Genomic DNA, 23619 nt, shown 5'->3' with positions numbered 1-23619 from the left:
ATAGTGAACAATTTATTGGCTCTGACGTTGGCTGGAACGCCACCCGCCACCCCCGAGGGTGAAAACGCTGCACTGCGCTGGAAGTGGCTGGGGGAAGGGGTATTGGAGCTCAGCCCGCTGCAGGGCTATCTGCAAGCAGTGGTGCTTTCTGCCGGTATTCACGGCAATGAAACGGCCCCGATCGAACTGTTAGACCGGCTAGTGAACGAGATCTTCGCAGGCGTGCGGCCATTGGCGGTGCGCTTGCTGGTGGTGTTAGGCAATCCACCTGCGATGCGAACCAATCAACGTTATCTGGCAAGCGATATGAATCGCATGTTTGGTGGGCGCTATCAGCAGTTTGAGCCCTCTGGCGAAACGGCGCGGGCGCAGCAGTTAGAGCAAGCGGTCAGCAGTTTCTTTGCCGGAGAGCAGGCCACACGTTTTCATTACGATCTGCACACGGCGATCCGCGGATCGCTGCTGCCACGCTTTGGTATCTTGCCCTATCAACCACAGAGTTACAGCTCCGAGATGTTGGCGTTACTAGACGCCGCCGAGTTGGATGCATTGGTGGTACACCAAGCGGCCGGCGGTACGTTCAGCAACTTTTCCAGCGAGCATGCGCAGGCGGCCAGCTGTACCCTCGAATTGGGCAAGGCGCGTCCCTTTGGCAGCAACGATCTGCAGCAGTTTTCCGCTATCAATAAAGCACTGCAGGCGCTGGTCTGCGGGCAATCTCTCCCTTTGCGGGGGGAGGCTCCGATTCGGGTGTTCCGTGTCGAGCGGTCGCTGATTAAACGTAGTGAATCGTTCAAACTCTATTTAAGTGACGATACCGCCAATTTTACCGCTCTGCCGCAGGGCACTTTATTGTATGAGCAGCCGGGGGAAAGCTATCGGGTGCAGCATGAAAAGGAGTGGGTGCTGTTTCCCAACCCCAAGGTGGCATTGGGGTTACGTGCAGGCATGATGTTGACCGAAGTCCCGCGTAGTACCCTGTTTTAATCTCACCTATTCATTACGCCACAGGTAAGTGACCTGTGGCGACGTTTTTCCTTTCAAACTTTAATAGCGTAATTTATTTAATCAGTTGATAGGGTATTTTGCCTGTTACGTGTCATTACTCGCTATGATTTACCCCAATGAGTAAAAAACAGATTAAAGATAGAATTATTCGCGCCATTTCCGCTAATCAGATTGATATAAGTTAAAAGTGTGAAATAAGTAACGTTATTACTTAGCATACTAATTTTGTGGTTATTCAAAATCGTAGGTAAATCACACAAAGTGAAACGTTATTGCACCATTTTGGTGCTTAAAAACGTAGCCATCATGGCTTATGCACTAAATATCTATTTAAATCATTATATTAGAATAACGTTTTTGTGTAATATTTAGTTACAAATAAACATGCTTTATGCGCACTGTTTCATGAACTTTTTTATTTTAAGTTTTTATTCATGATGCTAATGTCACATGGCGCTTTATTAAGGGGCGTAGATAAAAACAAAATGATAAAAATCACAGCCCAAAGCATAAATTGGGCGTGACGGGCAGCTTTTAATAAAATCTAGGAAAATAAATGATGAAACGCAGTGTAGTAGCCCTGGCGGTTGTTCTTGCCACCGCCGCCTCAATGGCCAATGCGGCCGAAATCTACAACAAAGATGGTAATAAACTCGACCTGTACGGCCGTGTTAACGCCAAGCACTTGTTCAGCGATAACAAATCTGCCGATGGCGACGCGACCTATGTGCGTTTTGGTTTTAAAGGCGAAACGCAGATTAACAGCGATTTGACCGGTTACGGCCAGTGGGAATACAACGTCCAGGCTAACCACGCTGAGTCAGCGGGTACCGAAGGCACCAAAACTCGTCTGGGCTTCGCCGGCCTGAAATTCGCCGACTACGGTTCCTTTGACTATGGCCGTAACTACGGTGTGGTTTACGATGTAGAATCCTATACCGATATGCTGCCGGAGTTTGGCGGTGACACCTATACCTACACCGATAACTTCATGAATGGCCGTTCCACCGGCCTGGCTACCTACCGTAACCGCAGCTTCTTCGGTCTGGTAGATGGTCTGAATATCGCCTTGCAGTACCAAGGTAAGAACGAGAACGACCGCAGCAACATCCACAAGCAGAACGGTGACGGCTATGGTATGTCTGTGGACTATCAGGACATCGGCGGTAGCGGTATTGGTGCTGCGGCAGCCTTCTCTGATTCTAATCGTACTAAATATCAGAAGGATGCTGCCTACGGCGCTACCTACGGTAAAGGCGACAGCGCGACGGCCTGGACCACTGCGCTCAAGTATGACGCCAACCAGGTATATCTGGCGGCCATGTATGCTGAAACCCGCAACATGACTCCGATCACGGTTAACGGCGTTGCTGGCTTTGCCAACAAGACGCAAAACTTTGAAGTGGTCGCGCAATACCAGTTCGAAAATGGCCTGCGCCCATCACTGGCCTACCTGCAGTCCAAGGGTAAAGACATTGAGAACATTGGCGATGTCGATCTGGTGAAATATATCGATATCGGCGCGACTTACTACTTCAACAAAAACATGTACACCTACGTTGATTACAAAATCAACCAGTTGAATGACGATAACAAGCTGAAACTGAACACTGACAACATCGTGGCAGCCAGCTTGACCTACCGTTTCTAAGTCGTATTCAAACCTCATTCCTGTGTCGGAAAGTGGTTCAAAAGGCAGGGCGCAAGCTCTGCCTTTTTCAGTTTGCGTGTGGATCAGAAAGGAGCGTACTCGCTGGCAGGCAGCCAGAAGCCGTCGATAAAGTCCTCGATCGGAAAACAGCCGGCATGTCGTAACCGTTGTTCTTTCATTGCTACCAGGCATTGATGCTCATCACGTAGCACGTCGACAACGATATCGGCACAGCCGCCATCCAGATAGCAAACGAACATCACCAATGCGTACATAACCTATCGCGTCCCCCCATTAAGGCTTCAACCCCCATTGTAGGTAAAATTTGGCTGAATTTAGCTAATTAATACAAAAAAATAATAATTGGCCAGACAAAAACGGTATTTTCAGAATTATGGCAGCGTTTAATCATCCTTAAGAGGATTGAAGTTCCGCTCTGTACTGCTAAGCTTAATGAGTTTTAAAATTTCTTAACTATCCAATCATTAACGGGAGCGAATATGGGATTGTTTAACTTCGTCAAAGAAGCTGGTGCAAAACTGTGGGATACGGTGAGTGGTAACGCTGAGGATCAAAGCGCCAAGCTGAAAGCACACCTTGATAACAGTGGCCTACCAGATACGGATAAGGTGGATGTTCAGGTCGTTGATGGCAAGGCTGTGGTCACCGGGGACGGTATCAGCCAGGAACTGAAAGAAAAAATTCTGGTAGCCGTGGGTAACGTGGCAGGTATCAGCGGCGTAGAAGATAATGTTGCAGTAGCGCAACCAGAAGCGGAAAGCCGCTTCTATACCGTCAAGAAGGGCGATACCCTGAGCGCCGTTGCCAAAGAGATGTATGGCAATGCCAACCTGTACAACAAGATCTTTGAAGCCAACAAACCGATGCTAAGCCATCCAGATAAAATCTATCCGGGCCAGGTATTGCGCATCCCACAATGATGCTGGAGGCCTAAGTAATCGAAGCTCGGGCTTAGAACTGTGTAATCCGGCGCCCCATCTGGGGCGCTGTGCTGAAACTCCTCAATCGATGCGTATGTTCATACAGATGTTCGCCCCTCTATAAGTTTCCCAGTCGCAATTCGATAAATCCAATGAATGTTTGCAGCCTGCACGCTGTCAACTTACCCTGAGAATCTTGACCCTGTTGCAGAAAATTGGTAGCGTCTGTGCGCAAGAAAAATCTTAGTTGCCGCTGGTGTAAATCTGGCTGTTGCTTAAGCGTAGGGTTACCCCTTTTGGCATCAATGCGTTAATGCTGGTGGAAAGCGAGTAGAGGGTGTGAACACCCTTGCTAGACAAGAAGTATCAGGAATACCAAGGACTATGCGCAACGTTCCTCACAATGTTGACGGCTGCTGCTGCATATTGATCATTTTTACGTTGACGATCACACAGTAAGTGGGAGTAACTTACTGTTTTCAGGAGATAAAATGGAACACAATCCGCATGATGAAACCAAGCTTATTGCGGTCATTGCCTTATTGGTCTCAGTGCTGCTTGTCGTGTCGATATTGTTTGGCATCACGTATTTATCCGATCTGCGGCATATCGATCATGAGGTCGATGCCAAAAGCTGTTATATCAAAGGCGGCTGAAGCCAGAGCTGCGATTATCCCAATCCTTGATTCGACGATGAAAAATTTTTGCCATATGCCTTGGTTTATTTGGGCCTTAACGCAGTAGCTGCGATTTAACCACTAATAAAGGTTATGGCGAATTATTCATCGGCGGTGTGCCGTTAAATAGACAACGCTGGTTGGATGGCGTTTTCCCGCCACGGCAAAGCCGCTACATCTCAGACGTAGCAGGGGGTAGCACGTTTTTTGACCGTCTTCGCTTATGATGGTTAGAGGGTATGGCCTGCGGACTTGGTTGATTAATAATTCTAAATAAATTCACTTTAATTATATTAAAGTCACAATTAATGATTAAAGTGAATGTATTTCTTAAATGTGTTTGTGATGTTAATCAAACATTGTTATTTATCCCGAATTAGCACGCTGTCGTTAATAGCCAGGTCCTGCTAAGCTGAGATTAATCTGTACGGAAATTCTGTCAGTTCTATTGCCGATGTAAGCGAGGTGTTTATGAGTCAATTACTCTCCCATGCAAGATTATCCCATGTAGTGATCGCCACGGCGGTGTTTTGGGTTTGCATTGCTGTACTCGTGGCGGTAGCACTAAAGTAACGCTGGATGATTAATCAACAACCCAACATAGCTAGCACACTTAGCCAACGGCTCCTTTCTGGGGCCGTTTCTTTTCGTCATCAGGTCATTAACCTTTGTGATGATTATCAATCGTCAAACTGATGCGATTAGCGCGGCAAAACAGTTCGGAGCAATGAACCGGTCGTTTCTGTTGGTCGTAGGCGATTTTACTGATGCGGAACAGCGGTTCGCCAAGCTCACACTTAAGCCATTTTGCTTCGGCCTTGGTGGCGGTATAGATATCAATGAGCTTTTTATCGCTGACTATCTGAGTGTCGTAGCGCTCTTGCAGCAACTGGTAGGTAGAATTACCGGGTTGATAATAGCTATCGAAATCCTGGTAGCGGGCGAGGGGAATATAAGAGTAGTCGATAAACAGGGGTTCCAACTCAAGGTACATGACCCGCACCAGCTTGAACATCTGGCTATCGTTGGCAATATCCAGCCGTGAACAAAAATCATCGGCCGGTATCAACTCCTGTTTGATAATTTCCTCACGCGTTTTTTTGCCTTGCGAGACGCCAAAGTCGGTAAAACCGCTGACGGTAAGCAGTTCGTTTTCAATCTTCTTGCTTTGGACAAAGGTTCCTTTACCCTGCCAGCGGATCAGCACTCCGTCCTTGACCAGATCGGTGATGGCTTTCCTGATGGTGATGCGGCTCACGTCATACAGCTCGCAAAGTTCGGACTCGGTAGGGATCTGCTGATTCGCTTGATATACACCCTGTTCGATATCGGTCAGGATACGTTGCCTTACCGTGGCATAGAGCAATTGGTGTGAGTAACGTTCCGAGCCTGGCATATATCAACCCTAATCAAATTATGTCCTTGCTGGATTATATGTCGATTATGTCGCTGGTACCAAGTGTCATCACTTTTGGTGGGGCAACAGGCCGGGCACCAGACCCGGCGCAATTTTTAACCTTACCATGCTCCGTGGTATTGAATAGTGATGGCCGCATTGGCCGTTCCCTGCTGCATGGCAAGATCAATAGACAGATCGTCTGCGATGGCACACAGAAAACCGGCAATAAAGGAGTCTCCAGCCCCCATGGTATCCACGACGTCAACCGGCTGAATGCCGTGGCGGTAAAAACGTTGCCCATCGAAAGCCAGGCTGCCGTTGCTCCCTAATGTCGCGATTGCTACCCCAGCACCACGCTGAACTATCGTCTGCAAGCGTTCGCGCAGGGCTGGTGTATCGTCATCGGCAGAGGCGAACGCATAATCCAGAGACGTGGGCAGCGTTTCCCACAGCGGGCTGTCCCATTTATCGGCAAAGTCGAAGGCAATGATTTTACCGCGTTGCTTTAGCAGTGGCAGATAGGACTCCACTCGTCCCCAGATACCGGCATGAACGATGTCAAAATGGTCGATCCAATCAACGTCCGCTGCGGTGAGCACAAAATCGGCCATAACGCCTTCAATATATTGTCCCAACACGCGATCGTTACCTCTAAGGGTGACGAAGGTCTGTGCCGTGACGCCCGGCTTGGTATGGACATGAGAGATATCAATGCCTTGAGCCGCCATTTCACGGCGCAACTGCCGGCCATACTCGTCATCCCCCACCCAGCCGATATAGGCTGGGCGCAAGTGGTAACGGGTACAATACACCGCAACGTTAACGGCATTGCCACCGGAAAAAGCTTTGTTTAATGCCGGATAAACATCAACGCAGTTATCCCCAAGCGTAATCAATGTTTTCATTTATGCCTCACTTCGCCAGCAGCGCCTTGAACCGCTCCAGTGCCAAGGCGGCATGTAGCCGGGGTTCGTTCATATACATGGTCACCAGTTCAATGGTGCAATAGCCTTGATAGCCACGCTGCTGAATATCCTGCATCAATGCTGCGAGCGGGATTTTACCTTCGCCAGGGATATAATGGCTGTCGCTGGCACCGTCGCTGTCGACGATATGCACATGGCGTAATCGATCTCCCAGCTTATCGAAATAACTCATGATGGGTTCACCTTGCACAAAGGGGGCGCAAATATCCACCATGCTGTTCAGGTGCGGTGAAGGGACAGCATCGAGCACCCGCAGCACATCATTAGCGCTGCAGACCACGTTGGATTCATAAGGCGTGAGCGGTTCTAACAGTAACTCCATACCGATATCCTCCGCATGCCTAACCAACTGTTGCAGGTTATCGACCAAACGTGGCCAGATTTGATCGGGAGTGGCCAGGTAACCGGCATGAGCTGCCGAGATGAGCGTAAAACCGGCGTTCATCTCTTTGGCCATATCCATCGCCAGCATAATCATATCCAGGCTTTCGCGCCGCATCCGATCACTACCGATCATCATGTTATATGGATAGCCATTGGTTTCTGGGGTATAGCCGATGATCGGCAGTTGGTAAACCCGCGCCAGCTCCTTCAGGTGGTGGATGTCTCCCGCCTTGAGGTCCGGAGCAAAGGCATGTGGCCGTCCTCCCCAGATCTCAATCCCGTCGTAACCGAGCTCGTGGGCGTCCTTGAAGGCTTGCTCCAGCGGTAACCGCTGGTGTCCACAGGTAAACATACCGGTTTTCATGTTGATTCCTTTATCCGTTGTTATCGTTATTAAAAGGGGTAGGGCAGAGCGGGCGGCGTGTTACCGCCCGTCGTCAGGATTAGTAATCCACCAGACCACCGTAGTAGCGGCGATCGTCCGGGTTGTGGTCTTTGTAAATGGAGAGGTAGTAGCAAAGCCATTCCATTGGCACAAACATCAGGAAGGGAGCCATCCATGGGTGTAGCCCTTGACTGATTTCGGCGTAATCAATCACGATCACGTTATCGGTACGCGCTTTGACGAAATTAATGGCGCGTTGGGTGGTGTGACGGCTTTCATCGTTGCCAAGCAGGAACAGGAAAGGTACGCCGGGTTCAACCACCTCTAGCGGTCCGTGGCGGAACTCGCCGCTTTCAATCACGCTGCCGTGGGTCCAGGTGAACTCCATCAGCGTCACAATGCCTTCCTTATAACCAAGTGGGCGTAATGGACCAGCCGCCACGGTATAGATCATCGGCCAAGCGGAGGCCTTTTCACCCAATACCCGGCCTTTCTCTTCCCAGTTACGTACCAGTTCACCCAGCGCCTGCGGCAGTTGTGCCAGGTCGCGAGTCAACGCTTCGATCTCAGGATGTGGTTGCAAACGGGTGATCATTTCCAGCGCGAAGGTGTAGCACAGCAGCAGGTGGATCTCCCAGATACAATCGGCTTCATAGGCCACCAGGTGTTCGGCGACGCTGGCAATGGGGCTGTCGCTGCGTTTGGTGATGGCGGCGGTTAGCGCACCACGGCTACCTGCAAGCTCTAACGCCTTGATCACTTCTTCAGTTTTACCGTAATCCGACACACCAATCACCGCGCAACGTTCATCGAGACGGTGTGGCGTATTGTCACAGAACTCCCAACCGGAATAGGCGTAGCACTGGAGAGAGGAGAAGCGATCTACCAGATGTTTGGCGGTTTGCGCCGCGTTTAGCGGTGAGCCACAGGCCACGAAGTAAAACCGGTCAATGCCGCGAGCGAGCATCTCGTCAACAATCGCTTTTACCTTTGGCACATCTACCCGCATCACTTTTTCAACTTCCTGCACCATATTCTCGGTAACCAGGAAATCCACGGTGCTTTTATCGATATTCAACATACAACGTTCTCCAGACAGGTCATTACAGAAGGATTAACACTCATTCGCCACACGCCGATTGCGACGTTCCCAAAAGGCGTAGGCAGGTAAACCGGTGGCAATAACGATCAGTGCGCATACCAGACCGGGGATTGGCGCCCATACAAAAGTGGATGCCACCAAAATCAAGCTGGATGCCATTGCGGCAAAGGTCATCAGCCCAAATGCCGGGGTGCGCCACAGCGGGTGATAGTCTTCACGTTTGCGACACCAGATAATGGAACCGAAGGTGAGGGTATTTTTGAAACACATCACCAGCGTGAAATAGCCGAGCAGGCTGGTCAGGTCTGAGACATAGATAAAGAAGATCCCCAAGGCGCATTGCAGAATGATCGAGTAGTCCGGCGTTTGGTATTTGGGGTGGATATGGGCGAAGCATTTGAAAAACAGCTGGTCCTTGGCCATCGCGTATTCAAGACGCGGCTGATACATCACGCAGCTTGAGAGCGAACCAAGGATCACGATCACTGCGGTGATCGCCACGAAGATCCCGGCGATACCACCTAGAGTTGGCAGGTAGGTCAGGGCATCAGAAATCGGCGTGCCGGATGCGGCGAGTTTGTCAAACGGCATCAGGCCAGTGATCACCAACGCCAGCAGGGAATAGAGCACCAGAACCAGCAGGCAAGAGCCGATCAGGGCTTTGGGCATGGTTTTCCCAGGGTTTTTTATTTCCCCGGTCATATAGCAGATCGAAGCCATGCCGGTGTACGACCAACTGGTGGCCGAGATCCCGGCCAGTAAGGCCATTAAGCTGGCACCAATACCGATTGGGGAGACGCTGCTGGCGGTAGTTACCAGGTTTTCTCCACGGATATAAAAGATCCCCAGACCGATAACCAGTGTGAAAGGGATGATTTTTGCAATGGTGATCAGCATCTGGAAGTTGGCACCGCCTTCAACGGAGCGCAGGTGCAATAGCATGAACAGCAGTATCAGCGCCGTTGCGATCAGTTTTCCCATCAAGGGATCTACCGGGAAAATGAAGTTCAGGTTACTGACAATCGCCAATGCCATGATGGACAGAGATGGCGCATCATTTGCCCAAAAGCTGGTCCAGCCTGAGAGGAAGGCCAGGGGGCGACTCCCGGCTTTCTTGAGATAGATGTAATCCGCGCCGTTTTCTGGATAAGCCGTTGAAAGTTCGGCATAGACGCACATCTGCGGGATCACGATCAGGCCACCGATAATAAAAGCGGCGATGGTCAGCATCGGGCTGCCCGCGGCTTTCGCAACCTCTCCGACCGAGACAAAAATGCCCGATCCCACCGTGGTACCCACCGCAATCGCCAGCACGGCCCAGAAGCCCAGCTTGCGTTGTAACTCTTTGACTTCCATACAGTCACCTTCTCGTTGTAGGTCGAGGTTTTTACCGAGTTTTCCCCAGTAAAATGTTCAAGGCGGTACCCATCAGCGTTTTTTAGGTATAGGGATCCTCACTCATTAATAAAATGAAATTAATGGGTTAGCGCATTTCTTTGTGAGGCCACTGCGTTGAATTTATCGCTTTATGATAACGTATAACCAATATAACAACATATGATGTATTATTTTATTTATCGCGATCACAAATTTTGTAAAAGGGGTGTCAAACAGCGAAAAGGATCGCAGAAGCTTCATTCAGGGTAGGGCAGAACAGTAGCGGGACGCTTCAGCGTCTGGCGCGGCGATGATGGGGGCGGGTTGAGTGTTGGTGGCAGGCAGCCTGGCAGCCAGCAGTCAAAGGCTCTGGAGGCAGGCTTTACCCATTCTGATGGCTATCTTGGCGTGATTAGATCAACCATTGCGGCTTACGCCATCTTCTGGTGAATAATATGTAGCGGAGGCTCGATATGCAGATCGACACTCAGATCCTGGCGGAAATCATAGGGCGTAATGTTGAAACGCTTTCTGAACATGTAGGTGAAGTGTGACTGGGAACCGAAACCAAAATCCAAAGCGATATCAAAAATGGAAGCCTCGCTGCTGCGCAACTGGTACACCGCTCCGGCAAGGCGACGCTCGCGGATGTACTTGCCCAGCGAGATCCCCGTCGCTTCTTTGAACAGCTTCTGCATATGCCACAGTGAATAGCCGGAATACTCGGCTAACTCTTCAAGGTGGATCACTCGTCCCAAGTGGGTTTCGACCCATTTACTGAGTGCGCAGACTAGTGCGAGGTGATGTTCTTGTATCAATAACTTTACCCAATTGATTTTGTTGTTTAACCGCAGCGCAGAGCTTACGGCAGGCTCACTTAGCGTACCTTACAGGCCCCGGGTTGTCACCTTCGTGCCGGTTAAAGCGGGATCGTTTTGACCTTCGCCATCAGGCGACCTGCCAGACGGACAATCTCTGCCGGATCGTCAGGAATAAACCCCATGGTGATCGCCATCCCCAACAGGACGTTATCCTGGCTGAAAATCGGGCAGGCTATCGCACGTGCCCCGGGGATGCCTTCGGTAACATTGTAACGTACCGCATAGCCCTGCAGACGGATCTTTTCGAGCTCTTTAGCCTCGAGCAGTGGCGTAATAGAGCTATCAAACGCCTGATAGGCATAGCCTGCCGCACTGGCATTCATGGGGATGAGGGTGTTTTCGAGGTAATCGATATCGATATTTTTATGGCTGCGATTGTAGCGCGTCAGCAAGATATTACCCCCTTGGCGCACCGCCCAGCCGGTGGAGTAGTTCAACTCATCGCGCAGCTCACAGAGCGCATTATTGATGATTGTCGCCAACGTCTGCTGTTTGCCTGCCGCCGCGGCCAGCGCCAACAGCTTGCTGCCAAGCGAGTAGCGGCTGGTCTCCTGCTCCTGATACAGCATCTGGCTTCGGCACAGCGAAACCAGGTATTTATGCAGCCGGCTTTTCGAAAGCCCACTGTGTTTGGCGATATCCGAAGCGCGGGCGTTTCCCCCAAGAGCGGTGACACTCTCTAATACCGACACGGCAATTTCGACCGAATTTACGCCTTGAACTTCCGACATTCTCTTACCTTACTTGCTATTACCTCGATCCGATCACTTTACCAGTTTAAGGCGGTGAATGCCCCCGCTAACCTGAACCTGGCATCGGCAGCAGGAGAATTTTTAGCGTGCAATGACTAACTATTTTGAGGTGGATTGATCTGCTTCAATATACCATTGGTTAACTAGGTTTATTTATGGTGAACACCAGGAAGTGATCTAACCGAGAATAAAACTATGAACGACATTGCTTCACTCAGACTAAAACGGCGCACGTTGCTAAAAGGGCTGGGCGTTATTGGCCTGGCTTCACTTTCACCTTGCGCTTTTTCCTTATCAACGGGTCAACAAGAACCCTTACGCCGCATCCACCTAAAACTGACGGATTATCAAACCTTTCGCTCAACCTGTGCGATGGAGTGCCTGCACTGTAACCTGACCGCTTATGTCTATCAGAAGAAGCTGATGAAGATTGAAGCGACGGAAGGCTTTAATGTGAAATGTTGCCTGCGGGGCATCAGCCGTACTAAATGGGTTTATCACCAGCAGCGCGTCACGATGCCTCTGCTACGGGTTGGCAAGAAAGGTGAGGGCAAATTCGAGCCTATTACCTGGCAACAGGCACTGGATTTAATCGAAAAAAACATCCGTACCACCATCAAGGAACAGGGCAACGAAGGGCTGCTGTTGTCCACTCATGCTGGCAACATGGACTCGATAAAGAACGATATGGGCAAGGCGTTCTTCGACTATCTGGGCGGTTCGGTGAAACAGGCGGGGTCGCTCTGTTGCTCGGCAGTGACGGCGGCGATGATGCCAATGGTGGGGCTACGCTATGCCGATACCCGCGACACCATTGCCGACAGCCGTTTGATTATCTGTTGGGGTAACAACCCAGCGGTAACCATGCAGGCCTATTTTAAAAACTATCTGCGTGCGCAAGAGCAGGGCGCACGCATCGTGGTTATCGACCCACGTTTCAACGAAACGGCCGCCAAAGCGGACGAATGGATCCCGATTGTGCCGGGCACCGATACGGCGTTAGCGCTTGGGATGATGAAGATCATTATCGAAGAGCAGCATATTGACGCGGATTTCCTGCGCCGGCATACCGGCGCGGTGTATCTGGTGGATGCCAAAGATCAATTAGTGCGGGCCGATGCCAACGACAGTGAAAGCTATCTGGTTTATGACTGCACCAGCCAAAGCCTGGTACGGCATGATCAGGCGGATATCACCCCAGCGCTGTTCCAGCATCAACTGCCAGCCGACAGCGGCTACCGTACTGTGTTCGAAACCGTTTACCAACAGGCTGCACCATGGACGCTTGACCGGGTCGCGGCTGAAACCGACATTCCTGCCCACACCATTTTGCGTTTGGCCCGCGACTATGCCACCACCGCTCCGGCGATGATTGTGCAAAACATGTCTGGTGCCCAGCGCACCGAATTTGGTACCTACGTGGCCGCCAGCCAATTCTACCTGGCCTTGCTCACCGGCAACATCGGCAAACGGGGAGCAGGGATCTGTGATGCGGGCGGAGCACGCCAAATGGCGAAGTTCGGTCCGATCATTCCACCCGCGCCTGCGGTGAAGAAAATCACTCCGATACCGGTTTCCAAGGTGGGCGAGTGGGTGGTCAATGACCGACCTTATCCGATCAAATTCTGGTGGATTATGACCATGGGGGTCATGACTCAGTTGCCTAACACCAACATGGTCAGAAAGGCGTTGGAAAAGGTCCCCTTCGTGGTGGTGGCCGATAACCTGATGAGTTCTACCGCGCTGTATGCCGACCTGGTGCTGCCGGTGACGACCATTTTTGAAGATGTCAGCCTGATGGCGGGCGTGCGTAGCCACTATGTACAACTGATGGAACAAGCGGTCGAGCCACCGGGTGAAGCCAAGCCAGATTATTGGATCTTTGCGCGTCTGGCTGAGCGTTTTGGCTTTGGCGACGTGTTTAACCAGCCAATTGAGCATTACATCAATGCGTGCCTGCAAGGTTCCGGTATCACCCTGGAACAGCTGAAAAAAGGGCCGGTGCTACCGGTGAGCGGCGACTGGATCCCATTTGAAAATGGGGTGTTCCGCACGCCGACCCGTAAAGCCCACTTCTTTATTGAAGAGTGGCAGAAGAAGGCGTTCTCGCCGGTCGTTACTTATCTGCGAGTGAATGAATCGCCACAAGGCTCGCCGGAATTGGCCGCCAAGTACCCGCTGATGGCGGTACAACGCAAGCTGGCCCGCAGCATTCACTCAAGCCACGGTATGAACGAATGGATCCTTGAGGTGCAGCGCAATAAGCCTAACGTGATGATCCATCCGCAGGATGCACAACAGCGCCGGATCAAACACGGCGACTGGGCCATCGTATTTAACCAGCGGGGAGAGCATCGGGCGATTGCCGTGGTGACGACGCATATCAAACGAGGCGTGGTTTCCCTGGATAACGGCTGGTGGGAACAGCAGGGAGGTAGCAGCAGCCACGTCACCAATGACGCCGTAGAGGCGTTGGGTACCGGGCATTGCTGTAACAGTACGCTGGTTGATGTACGGGCGGAGGGATAACCCATGACCAAACAATATGGCTTTCTGATTGATATTAAACGTTGTTACGGCTGTAAAACCTGTTCCATGGCCTGTAAGTCAGAGAATCAGACGCCACCCGGCGTGCTTTGGCGGCGGGTGCGGGAGTATGAAACCGATGGCCCGAATTCTGAAGGGTTTATTTCGATGTCCTGCAACCATTGTGACGACCCGCAGTGCATGAAGGTATGCCCGGCGGATACTTACCATAAGCGCCCGGACGGCATTGTGGTGCAGGATCATGAGAAATGCATCGGTTGCCGCATGTGCATTATGGCTTGTCCGTACAACGCCCCAGTCTTCGATCCGCAGGAAGGTAAAACCAGCAAGTGCAATATGTGTGCCGAGCGTCTGGATGAAGGATTGCCGCCGCGTTGCGTGGCGTCTTGCCCGGCGGGCGTATTGAAGTTTGGGGATATCGAGGAATTAAGGAAGATCCACTCAACGGATTGGGCGGTACTGGAGGCTCGGTATCACATGCCTGACCATCGCATCAGCGGCCCGAACGTGGTCATTATTCCGGCGGATAAATAATAGGGTGCTACCATGAACGAATATGAACTGCCGTTGGTGTTTTTTACCGTGCTCTGCCAATGGGGCATTGGCGGTATTATCGCCTTGACGCTCTATCGGTTGCGACCAAACTCCCAGATGTCCGTTGGGCAACTGAAATATCTGGTTCTGGGATTGTGGCTGGTGGAGGTCGTTGGCTCCAGCTTGTCACTGCTGCACCTGGGGAGCCCGTTTGGGGCTTACCGCGCGGTGCTGGGCCTGCCGCACTCCTGGTTAAGCCGTGAGGTGATCGCCTTTATTCTGGTGAATATCAGCCTGTTCCTGATGTTGGCAGTTTGCTGGCTGCGGCCGCAGAAGTCGGCCTTGATCACCACATTGGGAATGGTGACCTCGCTATTGGGGATTGCCGCCATTCTGGTCTCGGCACAAATCTACTACCAAATGGCCAGCCATCCGCTGTGGCATACGCCACTGACCCAATTGGCGTTTCTGAGTACCGCGTTACTCTTGGGGTTCGCTACCTTGGGGATCTATTTGAACTGCTGCGGCCTGGCCGCTCCGCGTACGGTTCGCTACGGTTTGCTGGTGGGCTGCCTGTTACTGCTGGCCACGCTGGTGGGGCGTTACCAGATTGCCGGGGCCAGCGCTCAAGGGATCATGCTTTGGTGGCAGCTGGTTGGCAGCATGCTGGTGGGTGGTGTGCTGTTCGCGGTGCTTAGCCAGCGCACACGTTTGGTCCCATCGATGGCCGTGATAGCCGGGGTGGCACTGGTGTCGGGGGAAATTGTCGGACGTATGCTGTTTTATCATAACGTCATGGGCCAATTCCCCTGGTTCTGATGCAATAAACAGAGGTCGGTCCAGCCCGTGCAACCGCCGAGCGGCGGGCCGACCCAACATCCTGCAGAAAAAAGCCTCAATACAGGGCTTGCCAGCATTCGGAAAAACCAGCTAATCTGAACTTGCCCGCTACCGCAAATGCCAAGTAGTCCAGGCCAGCAATGTAATTAACCAAAACAGAGAGTCAGCCGTAACAACGCCACGTTGATGGGGTGATCGCATGTTAATGACAGTGATTATTACTCTTTTTGTGATCGTGGGCGTCGCCGCTTTTCTGGCAATGCCAGTGATGATGGTCAATAACACGCAAGGCGTGGGAGGTGAAGAACCGTGAAACTGGCTAGCAACCGGAACCTGCAATGTTAACTCGAAATTCACTCGCAACCTGTTGACCGGCTCAGATATGGGCCGAGTCATCAACACTTTGTCAGCACCGCAATTCCCGCACGTTCCACAACAAATCAGCCCGAAACGCTAAATCACCGCGTGAAGTGATGCGCATACTGCACTAAATGCTTGATGGCGCTACAATGAGCCTATCTCCTCAACTTGCTCACGCATCAACGCGCTATCCACTTTTCCGGCCACAGTAAAGAGACCATAGCATTATGGAAATCAAGGATTACTACGCCATTCTAGAGGTTAAACCCTCAGATGATATCAAGGCTATCAAAACCGCCTACCGCCGCCTGGCACGCAAATATCACCCCGATGTCAGTACCGAGCCCGATGCCGAAACGCGCTTTAAAGAAGTCGCAGAAGCCTATGAAGTGCTGAAAGACAGCGAACGCCGGGCTGAATATGACCAAATGCGGCTGCATCGAAACGAACCCAACTTCGGCCGCCAGACCCGGCGTGAAGAGTATGGTGGTGCCGAGGATTTCTCCGACATCTTCTCCTCTATGTTTGGCCAACGTGCGCGTGGCCGCCAGCAGGGCCAACCGCGTGCTGCCCGTGGGCAGGATGTTGAGATCGGCGTGGCGCTGTTCCTGGAGGAAACCCTCACTGAACAAACCCGCACCCTGAGCTATAAGGTGCCGGTGTACAACGCATTTGGTCAGACAGAGAAAGAGATCGCTAAAACCCTGAACGTGAAAATCCCGGCGGGCGTGGCAGACGGGGAGCGTATCCGCGTGAAAGGCCAAGGTGTGCCGGGTATGGCAGGCGGAGCCAATGGCGATTTGTACCTGATCATTCAGCTGGCACCGCATCCGTTGTTTGAGGTGATCGGGCACGATCTGGAAATCGTTCTGCCGTTGGCACCTTGGGAGGCTGCGTTAGGCACCAAGGTTTCTGTCCCCACGCTGGCGGACAATATCCTGTTGACCATCCCTGCGGGGAGCCAGACCGGGCAGCGGTTACGCGTTAAAGGGAAAGGGCTGGTCAGCAAAAAAGAGACCGGCAACTTGTATGCAGTGATCAAGATTGTCATGCCTGCCAAACCCGATGCAGACAGCGCCGCACTCTGGCAACGACTGGCCGAGGCGAATCAGGCCTTCGATCCTCGTACGCAATGGAGTAAAGCATAATGGCCAAGCTACAGATAACCCTCACCATTACCGAGTTTTGCCTGCATACCGGCGTAACGGAAAGTGAACTGGCCGAGGTGGTCGGGTTGGGAGTGATCCAGCCCCGCGATCTGACGGTGGATGATTGGCTGTTTGATGATGGGGCGGTGGCGGCGTTTAATCGCGCCCAGCGTCTGCAACGTGAACTGGCTCTGGATTGGCCCGGCATTGCGGTGGCACTGACGCTGCTCGATGAGATTGAACAGTTGCGCAGGGAGAACGCTCAGCTACGTCATCGTCTTGAGCGCTTTATCGCCGAGTGAAAGTGTAGTTATTCATCACACGGCATTGAATCAGCGCTTTTTATGGAGTGAAACGGATCGAACACGGTACCTGACTACATCGCTGTACTAACTCCCTCTCCCTGTGGGAGAGGGTTGGGGTGAGGGGCCTCAGACGTTTTTACGCTCGATGGTTTCTTCGCCCCAGTACAGTTGGTCGGCTTCGGTTTTACTGAACGCCAGCGGTAACACCTCGTCGCTGCCTTCTTCCCAAATTTTTTGCGCCAAAACCTCGTCATTACCGGCCAACTCAAAGATCGCTTCGGCAATTTCTACCGAGGTTTCACGCACTGTTGCCCAAGATTTCACATTATGATTTGCCATGATTGCTCTCCTGTTGAGTGTGGGGCACAGCCTAGTATAGGCCACAATTCTGCCGCTGGTTTTTGCAAGGCATGCGTATTATTGCTGAAAATTCAGGGCGGAACGCCTGCGGCAAAATGCAAAACGGCGTGGTATTCTTTGCCGCGTTTAAATCAACAGAGGAAAAATTATGTCTAGCGCACTGAGCAACGATCAAGAACTGGTTTCCGATCTGGTTGCCTGCCAACTGGTTATCAAGCAAATCCTGGATGTGATCGACGTGATCGCGCCGACCGAAGTACGGGACAAGATGGCCAGCCAGCTCAAGAGTATCGATTTTAGCAGCCACCCGGCCGGGGCCGATCCAATCACCAAGCGGGCGATTGAAAAAGCGATTGCGCTGATTGAGATGAAGTTTAACCGCGAGTAACCGGGTTATCTTCTACCCCTGATGGGCAGGGAAATCTAAACGGCCGGTTAAACTTCGTTTAAGTTGCCTATGCTAGCATTGATGATTAGGTTAACAACATAATCATAAGGCTGCTAAGGTTTGGGGCGTAAAAAACTGCTGGTGCTAGCGGCAACGCTGGTTGCCTGTTTGCTTTTCTATCTGCTGGCTCTGGATAGCTATTGCGATCAAGGTGGGAAGTTTGCACTGGGCATTTGCTCTATCACGCGTATTGTTCCCTGGTAACATGGCGAAATAACAATTTTTCGCAAACTTGTCCCTAGCCTTGGTGAGAATGTTACTATATCGGCTTGGTTGAGGCAGTAGAGTAGATAGGGTTGTCCATGTTTGATTTAGCTTCTGGCCCGTCCGGCCTGATTTCCATCGCCGTTATGGTGTTGGCTGTATTGCTTGGCCTGTGGGTCTGGTTCATCGTGAATCGCGCCAGCGTACGTGCCAACGAACAGATCCAGCTGTTGCAGGAAATCGCCGAGCAGCAGCGCCAGCAAACTGCACTGTTAAAAACGTTGGTGCAAACCGCCCGAGGGGACAAGGCATCGGTTGACGATTATGATGATGACCTTAGCCCGGCACTGAGTTATAAAGGGTTTATCCCAGAGCGTTAATCGCGCACCTCATTTGGTGAGAAGGTTAAGGACACGTCGGTTATCTCAGTTTCAGTTTTAACCGGATCGCCTTCTCACCATTCCGTTTCAGTAAAACACCATCCCCTGATAGGGTTTCTCCCGGCAGGCTGCCAACCGGCTTGCCAGATCGCCACAGTGAATTTCCAGCGCGTGCCGATCGGGATCGAGAAAGTAGCAAGATTCGCCCTCACTGTGATTACTCTTCCACTCCTGTACACCTGATTTGCGCAAACGCTCCACAATGAGGGCAAAACTCACCGGCGCCACGCTAAACGCGTAATGTGTATAGTCACTCGACGTCCGATCTCTTCGGGCATCATCCAGTGACAGGCATAGCCACAGCTCACCCAATGTAAGATAGGCACCTTGATGCCAGCGGGCTTTGGGGGTAAACCCCAGCACCTCCACATAAAAGCGAAAGCTGCGTTCTACCTCACTTACCGCAAGCGTCAGGTGGTTAAGACCCAGCAACATAATCAATTCATCCGTTAGTAAAAATAATGTTTACGGCACGCGAGCTGTCATAAATCTGTCGTACTGGCGTCGTAATGTAGCGCCAACTCTACGAAAGATGGATATCAGCAATGATTAGATGGTACGAAGAAAGCGACGCCGAAGTAAACCGCAGTATTGCGTTAATCACCGGGGAAAATCCGGACAAATGGTACCCTTACGGCGGCGTGAAAGGGAAAGATTACTGCAAGAACCCCTCCGATGCCTGGCCGATTATCTGCGCCAACAAAATAAGCCTCAATGCCCCCGAACAAAGTGACCAGCCACAGTGGCAAGCCAGTATGATCACCCAGCAAGGGGAGTGGCAGGCTGGCAGTCATAGTCCGTTGCGTGCCGCAATGATCTGTTTTTTATTGAGTCAGCAAGCGCAATAAATCAAATGTTAGTCGATAATGTAGATGACCCGTAATGATGAGACACCGCCTTATTCTGACAATGGACCTGTCGCTGACGGAGACTGTTTTATGAAGCGCATTATCAAAGGTGACACCACTCTCTCTCATTTAGTGATTGCCCATGCGGCGATCGATTGTCATGCCAAAAGCTATGGGCTGCACCGACAGGGCTGGCCCTCAACCTACCTGATAAAGTATCAAAACGATCGCGTGGCGGTGGAGGTCATCACCCGCCGTCAATCCTATGTGGCGACGCTGATGATCGGCGCACGTAACCTCAGCAAACTGTGCGGTATGCCAAGCTAGCTGGCGTAGCAAACCTCCTGAAACCCTCTGGCCCGGTTAACGATCGCCGGGCTCTAATCCTTGATGCCTGAAAGGTTAAGTGTTAAAACGCCCGCAGGTTTATTTATTGGTTGGCGATATCTTGCGCAATGCAGCCTGGATACTCAGCCGGACGAGGATAAGATGGGCGGTCAGCTTCAGGATACCCCGCTAAAACGCGGTTTAAAAAACAGACATATACAACTTATTGCCCTGGGAGGTGCCATCGGTACCGGCCTATTCCTGGGTATTGCACAAACCATTCAGATGGCCGGGCCTTCCGTGCTGCTGGGCTATGCGATTGGCGGTTTTATTGCCTTTTTGATCATGCGCCAGCTAGGGGAGATGGTAGTGGAAGAGCCGGTGGCCGGTTCCTTTAGCCATTTTGCCTATAAATATTGGGGGGACTTTGCCGGTTTCTTATCCGGTTGGAACTACTGGGCGATGTTTATTCTGGTCGGTATGGCGGAACTGACCGCGGTAGGGATTTATATTCAATACTGGTGGCCAGAAATCCCAACCTGGGCATCGGCGGCGGTTTTCTTCGTCGTGATTAACCTGGTCAATCTGGTGAACGTACGCCTGTATGGGGAAACCGAGTTCTGGTTTGCCATCATCAAGGTGGCGGCGATCCTGGGGATGATCGTATTTGGCGCCTACCTGTTGGCCAGCGGCAACGGTGGCCCGGAAGCCAGCATCAGCAACCTGTGGGATCAGGGCGGCTTTATGCCGCACGGCATCAGCGGCCTGGTGATGGCGATGGCGGTGATCATGTTCTCGTTTGGTGGGCTGGAAATGGTGGGCATCACCGCAGCAGAAGCCGCCGATCCACGCCGTAGCATTCCTAAAGCCACCAATCAGGTGGTGTATCGCATCCTGATTTTCTATATCGGCTCGTTGACGGTGCTGCTGTCGCTTTATCCGTGGGGCAAGGTTGTGGAAGGGGGCAGTCCGTTTGTGATGATCTTCCATGCGCTCAACAGCAACCTGGTGGCGACCATGCTCAACGTGGTGGTCCTGACGGCGGCGCTGTCGGTCTACAACAGCGGCGTGTATTGCAATAGCCGGATGCTGTTTGGCCTGGCGACACAGGGCAATGCACCCAAGGCGCTGACCAAGGTCAACAAACGTGGCGTACCGGTGCTGTCTATCGCGTTATCGGCGTTGGCCACCTCGGTAGGCGTATTGATTAACTACGTCATGCCCGGCGAGGCGTTTGGCTTGCTGATGGCGCTGGTGGTCTCTACGTTGGTGATTAACTGGGTGATGATTTGCCTGGCGCACCTGAAATTCCGCGCGGCCAAGGATCGCCAAGGGGTGATCACCAGCTTTAGGTCGCTATGGTATCCGTTTGGCAACTATCTGTGCTTGGTGTTCCTGTCGTTGATCCTGGTGATCATGTACTTCAGCCCGGGGATCCGCATCTCAGTACTGTTGATGCCGGTTTGGGTACTGTTGTTGTGGGTTGGATTTTTGCTGACCCGGCGTAAAAAGGCGGGTGGTAACAAGAGGTAGTTTTCACGTAGGAGGCGCCGCAGCGCCTCCAAACGGTTAGCGGGCGACGGCATTGCCCTGATGGTGGCGCCCCAGCCGCAGCAGCTTTCTGCACAGCAGGAACAGGGTGCTGATCACATCAATCACCACTACGCTAAGCATCAGCAGGCCCAGCATAAAAAAGCCTGCCAGGGTGCTTGCCAGTAACAGCAGCGGTGACGGTACGCGTAGCCGGCGCAGCTTCATTGCCAGATACATTTTCCAGTATTGCCCTCGCGTAGTCAGCGCTCGGCGATAGCGGCCCATACGAACGCGTGACTTGCCTGATGCAGTCCGGCTCATAACTCCTCCTTTTTCAGAATGTCCTAGTAAGTAAATCACAAGGTTCTTAAGAAAGGCTTAACAGGTTCTTGGCGACCTTGGCCTTCTTACTCTGGCTATGACAACAACATCCACAAAAAGGTCAGTTGTTTGTCATTGCGATACTATAAGCTATTGGGTAGGCAATCTTGTAACGATTGCGGCACCACTATGGTACTACAGGGAGAGAATGGGTTGAAAATAACCAACAAATATTACGACGCCAGCAAAGCGCATCATACGCCACAGGGATTCTGCAACCCGGAGCCGTCGCTACACCAGGCCGGGGATCTGAAGCGCTGGCAAGACGAACGCAAGAAGCTCGGCCTGCCCAAACCTCCTCAGGCAGGCTACGAGCAGTTTATCGCCAACTGGTGGCAAGCTGCCGATCTGAGCGGCGAACAGGACCGCGTCTGGTGGTTGGGCCATGCTTCTCTGCTGTTGCGCCTGGGGGGCCGCCATGTGCTGATCGATCCGGTACTGTCGCCAAGGGCATCACCTGTGAGTTTCTACGGCCCACATCGCAAGACACCGCCTCCGCTAACGGTAAAACAGCTGCCGGCGGTAGATGTGGTGCTGATTTCCCATAATCACTACGACCATCTGGATCGTCAAACCATCAGGGAACTGACCAAACGCTTTCGCAATGCCACCTTCGTTGTACCGCTGGGCCTCAAACGCTGGTTCAGCCATTACCCGGCCAAACGGGTGGTCGAACTGGATTGGTGGGAGAGCCTGACGCTGGACGAAATGACGGTCTACTCCACACCAGCACGCCATTGGAGCATGCGTACACCGTGGGATCGCAATCGTTCTCTATGGTGTGGCTGGGTGATCCATCACCCGGCGCTGCGTTTTTATTTCTCTGGTGACAGCGGTTACAGCGAGCGGTTGGTCGATATCGGCACCCGCCTTGGGCCGTTCGATATTGCGGCGCTGCCCATTGGTGCTTACGCCCCAAGATGGTTCATGCAAGAGCAGCATATGGACCCGCAGCAGTCGGTGAGGCTGTATCAGCAATTGAATGAACCCAGAGTGATCCCTATCCATTGGGGCGTGTTTGAATTGGCCGATGAATCGTTGGATGAACCACCTGCGCAACTCAGCCTGGCACTACGCGAGGCCGGGGTTGAACAGCACCGCTTTTATCCGCTGAAGATTGGTGAACATCTAGAGGTTAGCCCTAACTCCTAATGAGTATCATGGGGTTGCGGCGTACCCCGCATCGGATGGCGCTTGGCGTGGTGCGGCTTTGCGGGGTTTACGGCGGGTAATGGATAAAACAGTCACGCCAAGATGAGTGAAAAAAATGCCTTGGCGATTTCGTTAATCTTCGGCGGAAATAGCCGCAGAGTGGGTAGGTGGTATTTTTATTATTTGTTTTTATCCTTACTAACTTAGCTACGGATATAAACTTGCAGGATGGGGTGGCTATTTCGTCCGCTTGCACTTTCTTGGTGCAAAATTTGGCTCGCTGCATGATTATGCACTGGCCTACGTGAGCTTTTTGGCCTGAGTGAACGATTCTGTTGTGGCTGGCCAAAGCAGAACTATCCTGCTATGACAGGCTTTGCTAGCTAAAGGTCGGATCAGTTGGCCGTTTGGTCCCCGGTCATCGATATTCAATAGTTGCATATAAAATTCCATAAAGATTCAAATTTTTTTACGTTCTTTAGCCTGTCCGCGGCTTATATGTGGTGAAAATCGCTCGCTGCCGAGTTGAAAGAATTGTTAAAACTGAGGCGCCACGCGGAGTACAGCGCGGCTTCTTTACAAAGCAGAAAATAGCCAAGGCTTCAACCTCTTTTGCCCTATTTAAGCTATTCTTGCGGCTGACCGTTTC

The 23619-nt window shown here is 51.9% G+C and carries 27 protein-coding genes; 16 read left to right on the top strand and 11 right to left on the bottom strand.

Annotation, left to right across the window (positions count from 1 at the left end):
- Positions 1-3 precede the first annotated feature (3 nt).
- Positions 4-987, top strand: coding sequence for a succinylglutamate desuccinylase (gene astE / locus WN53_RS23575; RefSeq protein ID WP_024486821.1), 984 nt, complete (start codon positions 4-6; stop codon positions 985-987).
- 577 nt (positions 988-1564) lie between these two features.
- Complete coding sequence (locus tag WN53_RS23570) at positions 1565-2659, top strand: porin (RefSeq protein ID WP_024486820.1); 1095 nt, start codon at positions 1565-1567, stop codon at positions 2657-2659.
- An 83-nt stretch (positions 2660-2742) separates the two neighbouring features.
- On the opposite strand, the gene WN53_RS23565 is transcribed toward WN53_RS23570, so the two are convergent.
- On the bottom strand, positions 2743-2934 hold the full coding sequence (locus tag WN53_RS23565) for a YdfD/YebW family protein (protein WP_021181014.1): 192 nt from the start codon (positions 2932-2934) through the stop codon (positions 2743-2745).
- Between the two features lie 225 nt (positions 2935-3159).
- On the opposite strand from WN53_RS23565, the gene lysM reads away from it, so the two are divergent.
- Together lysM and WN53_RS28810 are read left to right on the top strand one after the other, a co-directional pair.
- Positions 3160-3600, top strand: a complete 441-nt coding sequence (lysM, locus tag WN53_RS23560) for a peptidoglycan-binding protein LysM (RefSeq protein WP_024486819.1) — start codon at positions 3160-3162, stop codon at positions 3598-3600.
- 491 nt (positions 3601-4091) lie between these two features.
- A complete protein-coding gene (locus WN53_RS28810) occupies positions 4092-4256 on the top strand; it encodes a hypothetical protein (RefSeq protein WP_164721903.1) in 165 nt (54 codons plus the stop codon).
- A gap of 682 nt (positions 4257-4938) precedes the next feature.
- On the opposite strand, the gene WN53_RS23555 is transcribed toward WN53_RS28810, so the two are convergent.
- The 7 genes from WN53_RS23555 to WN53_RS23525 all read right to left on the bottom strand — a co-directional run bounded on the left by WN53_RS23555 (position 4939) and on the right by WN53_RS23525 (position 11522).
- Positions 4939-5673 carry a GntR family transcriptional regulator gene (locus tag WN53_RS23555; protein ID WP_046808326.1) on the bottom strand — a complete coding sequence of 245 codons (735 nt, stop codon included), beginning with the start codon at positions 5671-5673 and terminating at the stop codon, positions 4939-4941.
- Positions 5674-5795: 122 nt separating this feature from the next.
- The gene (gene frlD / locus WN53_RS23550) at positions 5796-6581 is read right to left on the bottom strand and encodes a fructoselysine 6-kinase (protein WP_024486418.1); all 786 of its coding nucleotides are present in this window, start codon (positions 6579-6581) and stop codon (positions 5796-5798) included.
- A gap of 7 nt (positions 6582-6588) precedes the next feature.
- Positions 6589-7410 (bottom strand): fructoselysine 3-epimerase, encoded by an 822-nt coding sequence (gene frlC / locus WN53_RS23545; protein ID WP_024486417.1) that lies wholly within the window; start codon positions 7408-7410, stop codon positions 6589-6591.
- 79 nt (positions 7411-7489) lie between these two features.
- Entirely contained in the window at positions 7490-8512 is a 1023-nt protein-coding gene (gene frlB, locus WN53_RS23540; protein ID WP_024486416.1) for a fructoselysine 6-phosphate deglycase, read from the bottom strand.
- Positions 8513-8545: 33 nt separating this feature from the next.
- Positions 8546-9889 carry a fructoselysine/psicoselysine transporter FrlA gene (frlA, locus tag WN53_RS23535; RefSeq protein ID WP_046808325.1) on the bottom strand — a complete coding sequence of 448 codons (1344 nt, stop codon included), beginning with the start codon at positions 9887-9889 and terminating at the stop codon, positions 8546-8548.
- A gap of 452 nt (positions 9890-10341) precedes the next feature.
- Entirely contained in the window at positions 10342-10728 is a 387-nt protein-coding gene (locus tag WN53_RS23530) for a helix-turn-helix domain-containing protein (protein ID WP_024486415.1), read from the bottom strand.
- A 101-nt stretch (positions 10729-10829) separates the two neighbouring features.
- On the bottom strand, positions 10830-11522 hold the full coding sequence (locus WN53_RS23525; protein WP_024486414.1) for an IclR family transcriptional regulator: 693 nt from the start codon (positions 11520-11522) through the stop codon (positions 10830-10832).
- A 216-nt stretch (positions 11523-11738) separates the two neighbouring features.
- Between WN53_RS23525 and WN53_RS23520 the strand changes: the two genes are divergently transcribed.
- The 5 genes from WN53_RS23520 (at position 11739) to cbpM (ending at position 17274) form a co-directional block, all read left to right on the top strand.
- On the top strand, positions 11739-14072 hold the full coding sequence (locus WN53_RS23520) for a molybdopterin-containing oxidoreductase family protein (RefSeq protein WP_024486413.1): 2334 nt from the start codon (positions 11739-11741) through the stop codon (positions 14070-14072).
- A 3-nt stretch (positions 14073-14075) separates the two neighbouring features.
- The gene (locus tag WN53_RS23515; protein ID WP_024486412.1) at positions 14076-14624 is read left to right on the top strand and encodes a 4Fe-4S dicluster domain-containing protein; all 549 of its coding nucleotides are present in this window, start codon (positions 14076-14078) and stop codon (positions 14622-14624) included.
- Between the two features lie 12 nt (positions 14625-14636).
- A complete protein-coding gene (locus WN53_RS23510; protein ID WP_024486411.1) occupies positions 14637-15443 on the top strand; it encodes a dimethyl sulfoxide reductase anchor subunit family protein in 807 nt (268 codons plus the stop codon).
- 608 nt (positions 15444-16051) lie between these two features.
- Positions 16052-16972, top strand: coding sequence for a curved DNA-binding protein (gene cbpA / locus WN53_RS23500; RefSeq protein WP_021805649.1), 921 nt, complete (start codon positions 16052-16054; stop codon positions 16970-16972).
- Positions 16972-17274, top strand: coding sequence for a chaperone modulator CbpM (gene cbpM, locus WN53_RS23495; RefSeq protein WP_021181020.1), 303 nt, complete (start codon positions 16972-16974; stop codon positions 17272-17274). Before cbpA ends, cbpM begins: the two co-directional genes overlap by 1 nt.
- Before the next feature lie 129 nt (positions 17275-17403).
- On the opposite strand, the gene WN53_RS23490 is transcribed toward cbpM, so the two are convergent.
- Entirely contained in the window at positions 17404-17616 is a 213-nt protein-coding gene (locus WN53_RS23490; protein ID WP_021181021.1) for a YccJ family protein, read from the bottom strand.
- 169 nt (positions 17617-17785) lie between these two features.
- Here WN53_RS23490 and WN53_RS23485 point away from each other — a divergent pair, with 169 nt between their 5' ends.
- The 3 genes from WN53_RS23485 (at position 17786) to WN53_RS23475 (ending at position 18669) form a co-directional block, all read left to right on the top strand.
- Entirely contained in the window at positions 17786-18025 is a 240-nt protein-coding gene (locus tag WN53_RS23485) for a DUF2766 family protein (RefSeq protein ID WP_021181023.1), read from the top strand.
- Positions 18026-18145: 120 nt separating this feature from the next.
- Positions 18146-18289, top strand: coding sequence for a PhoP/PhoQ regulatory lipoprotein MgrB (gene mgrB, locus WN53_RS23480; protein WP_037413251.1), 144 nt, complete (start codon positions 18146-18148; stop codon positions 18287-18289).
- 98 nt (positions 18290-18387) lie between these two features.
- Positions 18388-18669 (top strand): YebO family protein, encoded by a 282-nt coding sequence (locus WN53_RS23475; protein WP_024486477.1) that lies wholly within the window; start codon positions 18388-18390, stop codon positions 18667-18669.
- A gap of 87 nt (positions 18670-18756) precedes the next feature.
- Here the strand turns inward: WN53_RS23475 and fos are convergent, their stop codons facing one another.
- Positions 18757-19164: a fosfomycin resistance glutathione transferase gene (fos, locus tag WN53_RS23470; RefSeq protein ID WP_024486478.1), complete on the bottom strand. Its 408-nt coding sequence runs from the start codon at positions 19162-19164 to the stop codon at positions 18757-18759.
- Positions 19165-19274: 110 nt separating this feature from the next.
- Here fos and WN53_RS23465 point away from each other — a divergent pair, with 110 nt between their 5' ends.
- From WN53_RS23465 to WN53_RS23455, 3 genes are all read left to right on the top strand, one after another.
- Positions 19275-19577, top strand: a complete 303-nt coding sequence (locus tag WN53_RS23465; RefSeq protein WP_024486479.1) for a phage protein NinX family protein — start codon at positions 19275-19277, stop codon at positions 19575-19577.
- Positions 19578-19667: 90 nt separating this feature from the next.
- On the top strand, positions 19668-19904 hold the full coding sequence (locus WN53_RS23460) for a DUF4060 family protein (RefSeq protein WP_021181027.1): 237 nt from the start codon (positions 19668-19670) through the stop codon (positions 19902-19904).
- A 162-nt stretch (positions 19905-20066) separates the two neighbouring features.
- Complete coding sequence (locus WN53_RS23455) at positions 20067-21437, top strand: amino acid permease (RefSeq protein WP_024486480.1); 1371 nt, start codon at positions 20067-20069, stop codon at positions 21435-21437.
- Positions 21438-21473: 36 nt separating this feature from the next.
- Here the strand turns inward: WN53_RS23455 and WN53_RS23450 are convergent, their stop codons facing one another.
- Positions 21474-21758, bottom strand: a complete 285-nt coding sequence (locus tag WN53_RS23450; RefSeq protein ID WP_024486481.1) for a hypothetical protein — start codon at positions 21756-21758, stop codon at positions 21474-21476.
- Positions 21759-21971: 213 nt separating this feature from the next.
- Here WN53_RS23450 and WN53_RS23445 point away from each other — a divergent pair, with 213 nt between their 5' ends.
- The gene (locus WN53_RS23445; protein WP_024486482.1) at positions 21972-22970 is read left to right on the top strand and encodes an MBL fold metallo-hydrolase; all 999 of its coding nucleotides are present in this window, start codon (positions 21972-21974) and stop codon (positions 22968-22970) included.
- Positions 22971-23619: the final 649 nt, after the last annotated feature.

Origin of the sequence: Serratia fonticola (genome assembly GCF_001006005.1) — a bacterium.
Taxonomy (GTDB): Bacteria; Pseudomonadota; Gammaproteobacteria; order Enterobacterales; family Enterobacteriaceae; genus Chania; species Chania fonticola.
Note: the sequence above shows the minus strand (reverse complement) of the source record. Positions and strands in the feature narration are given on the sequence as shown.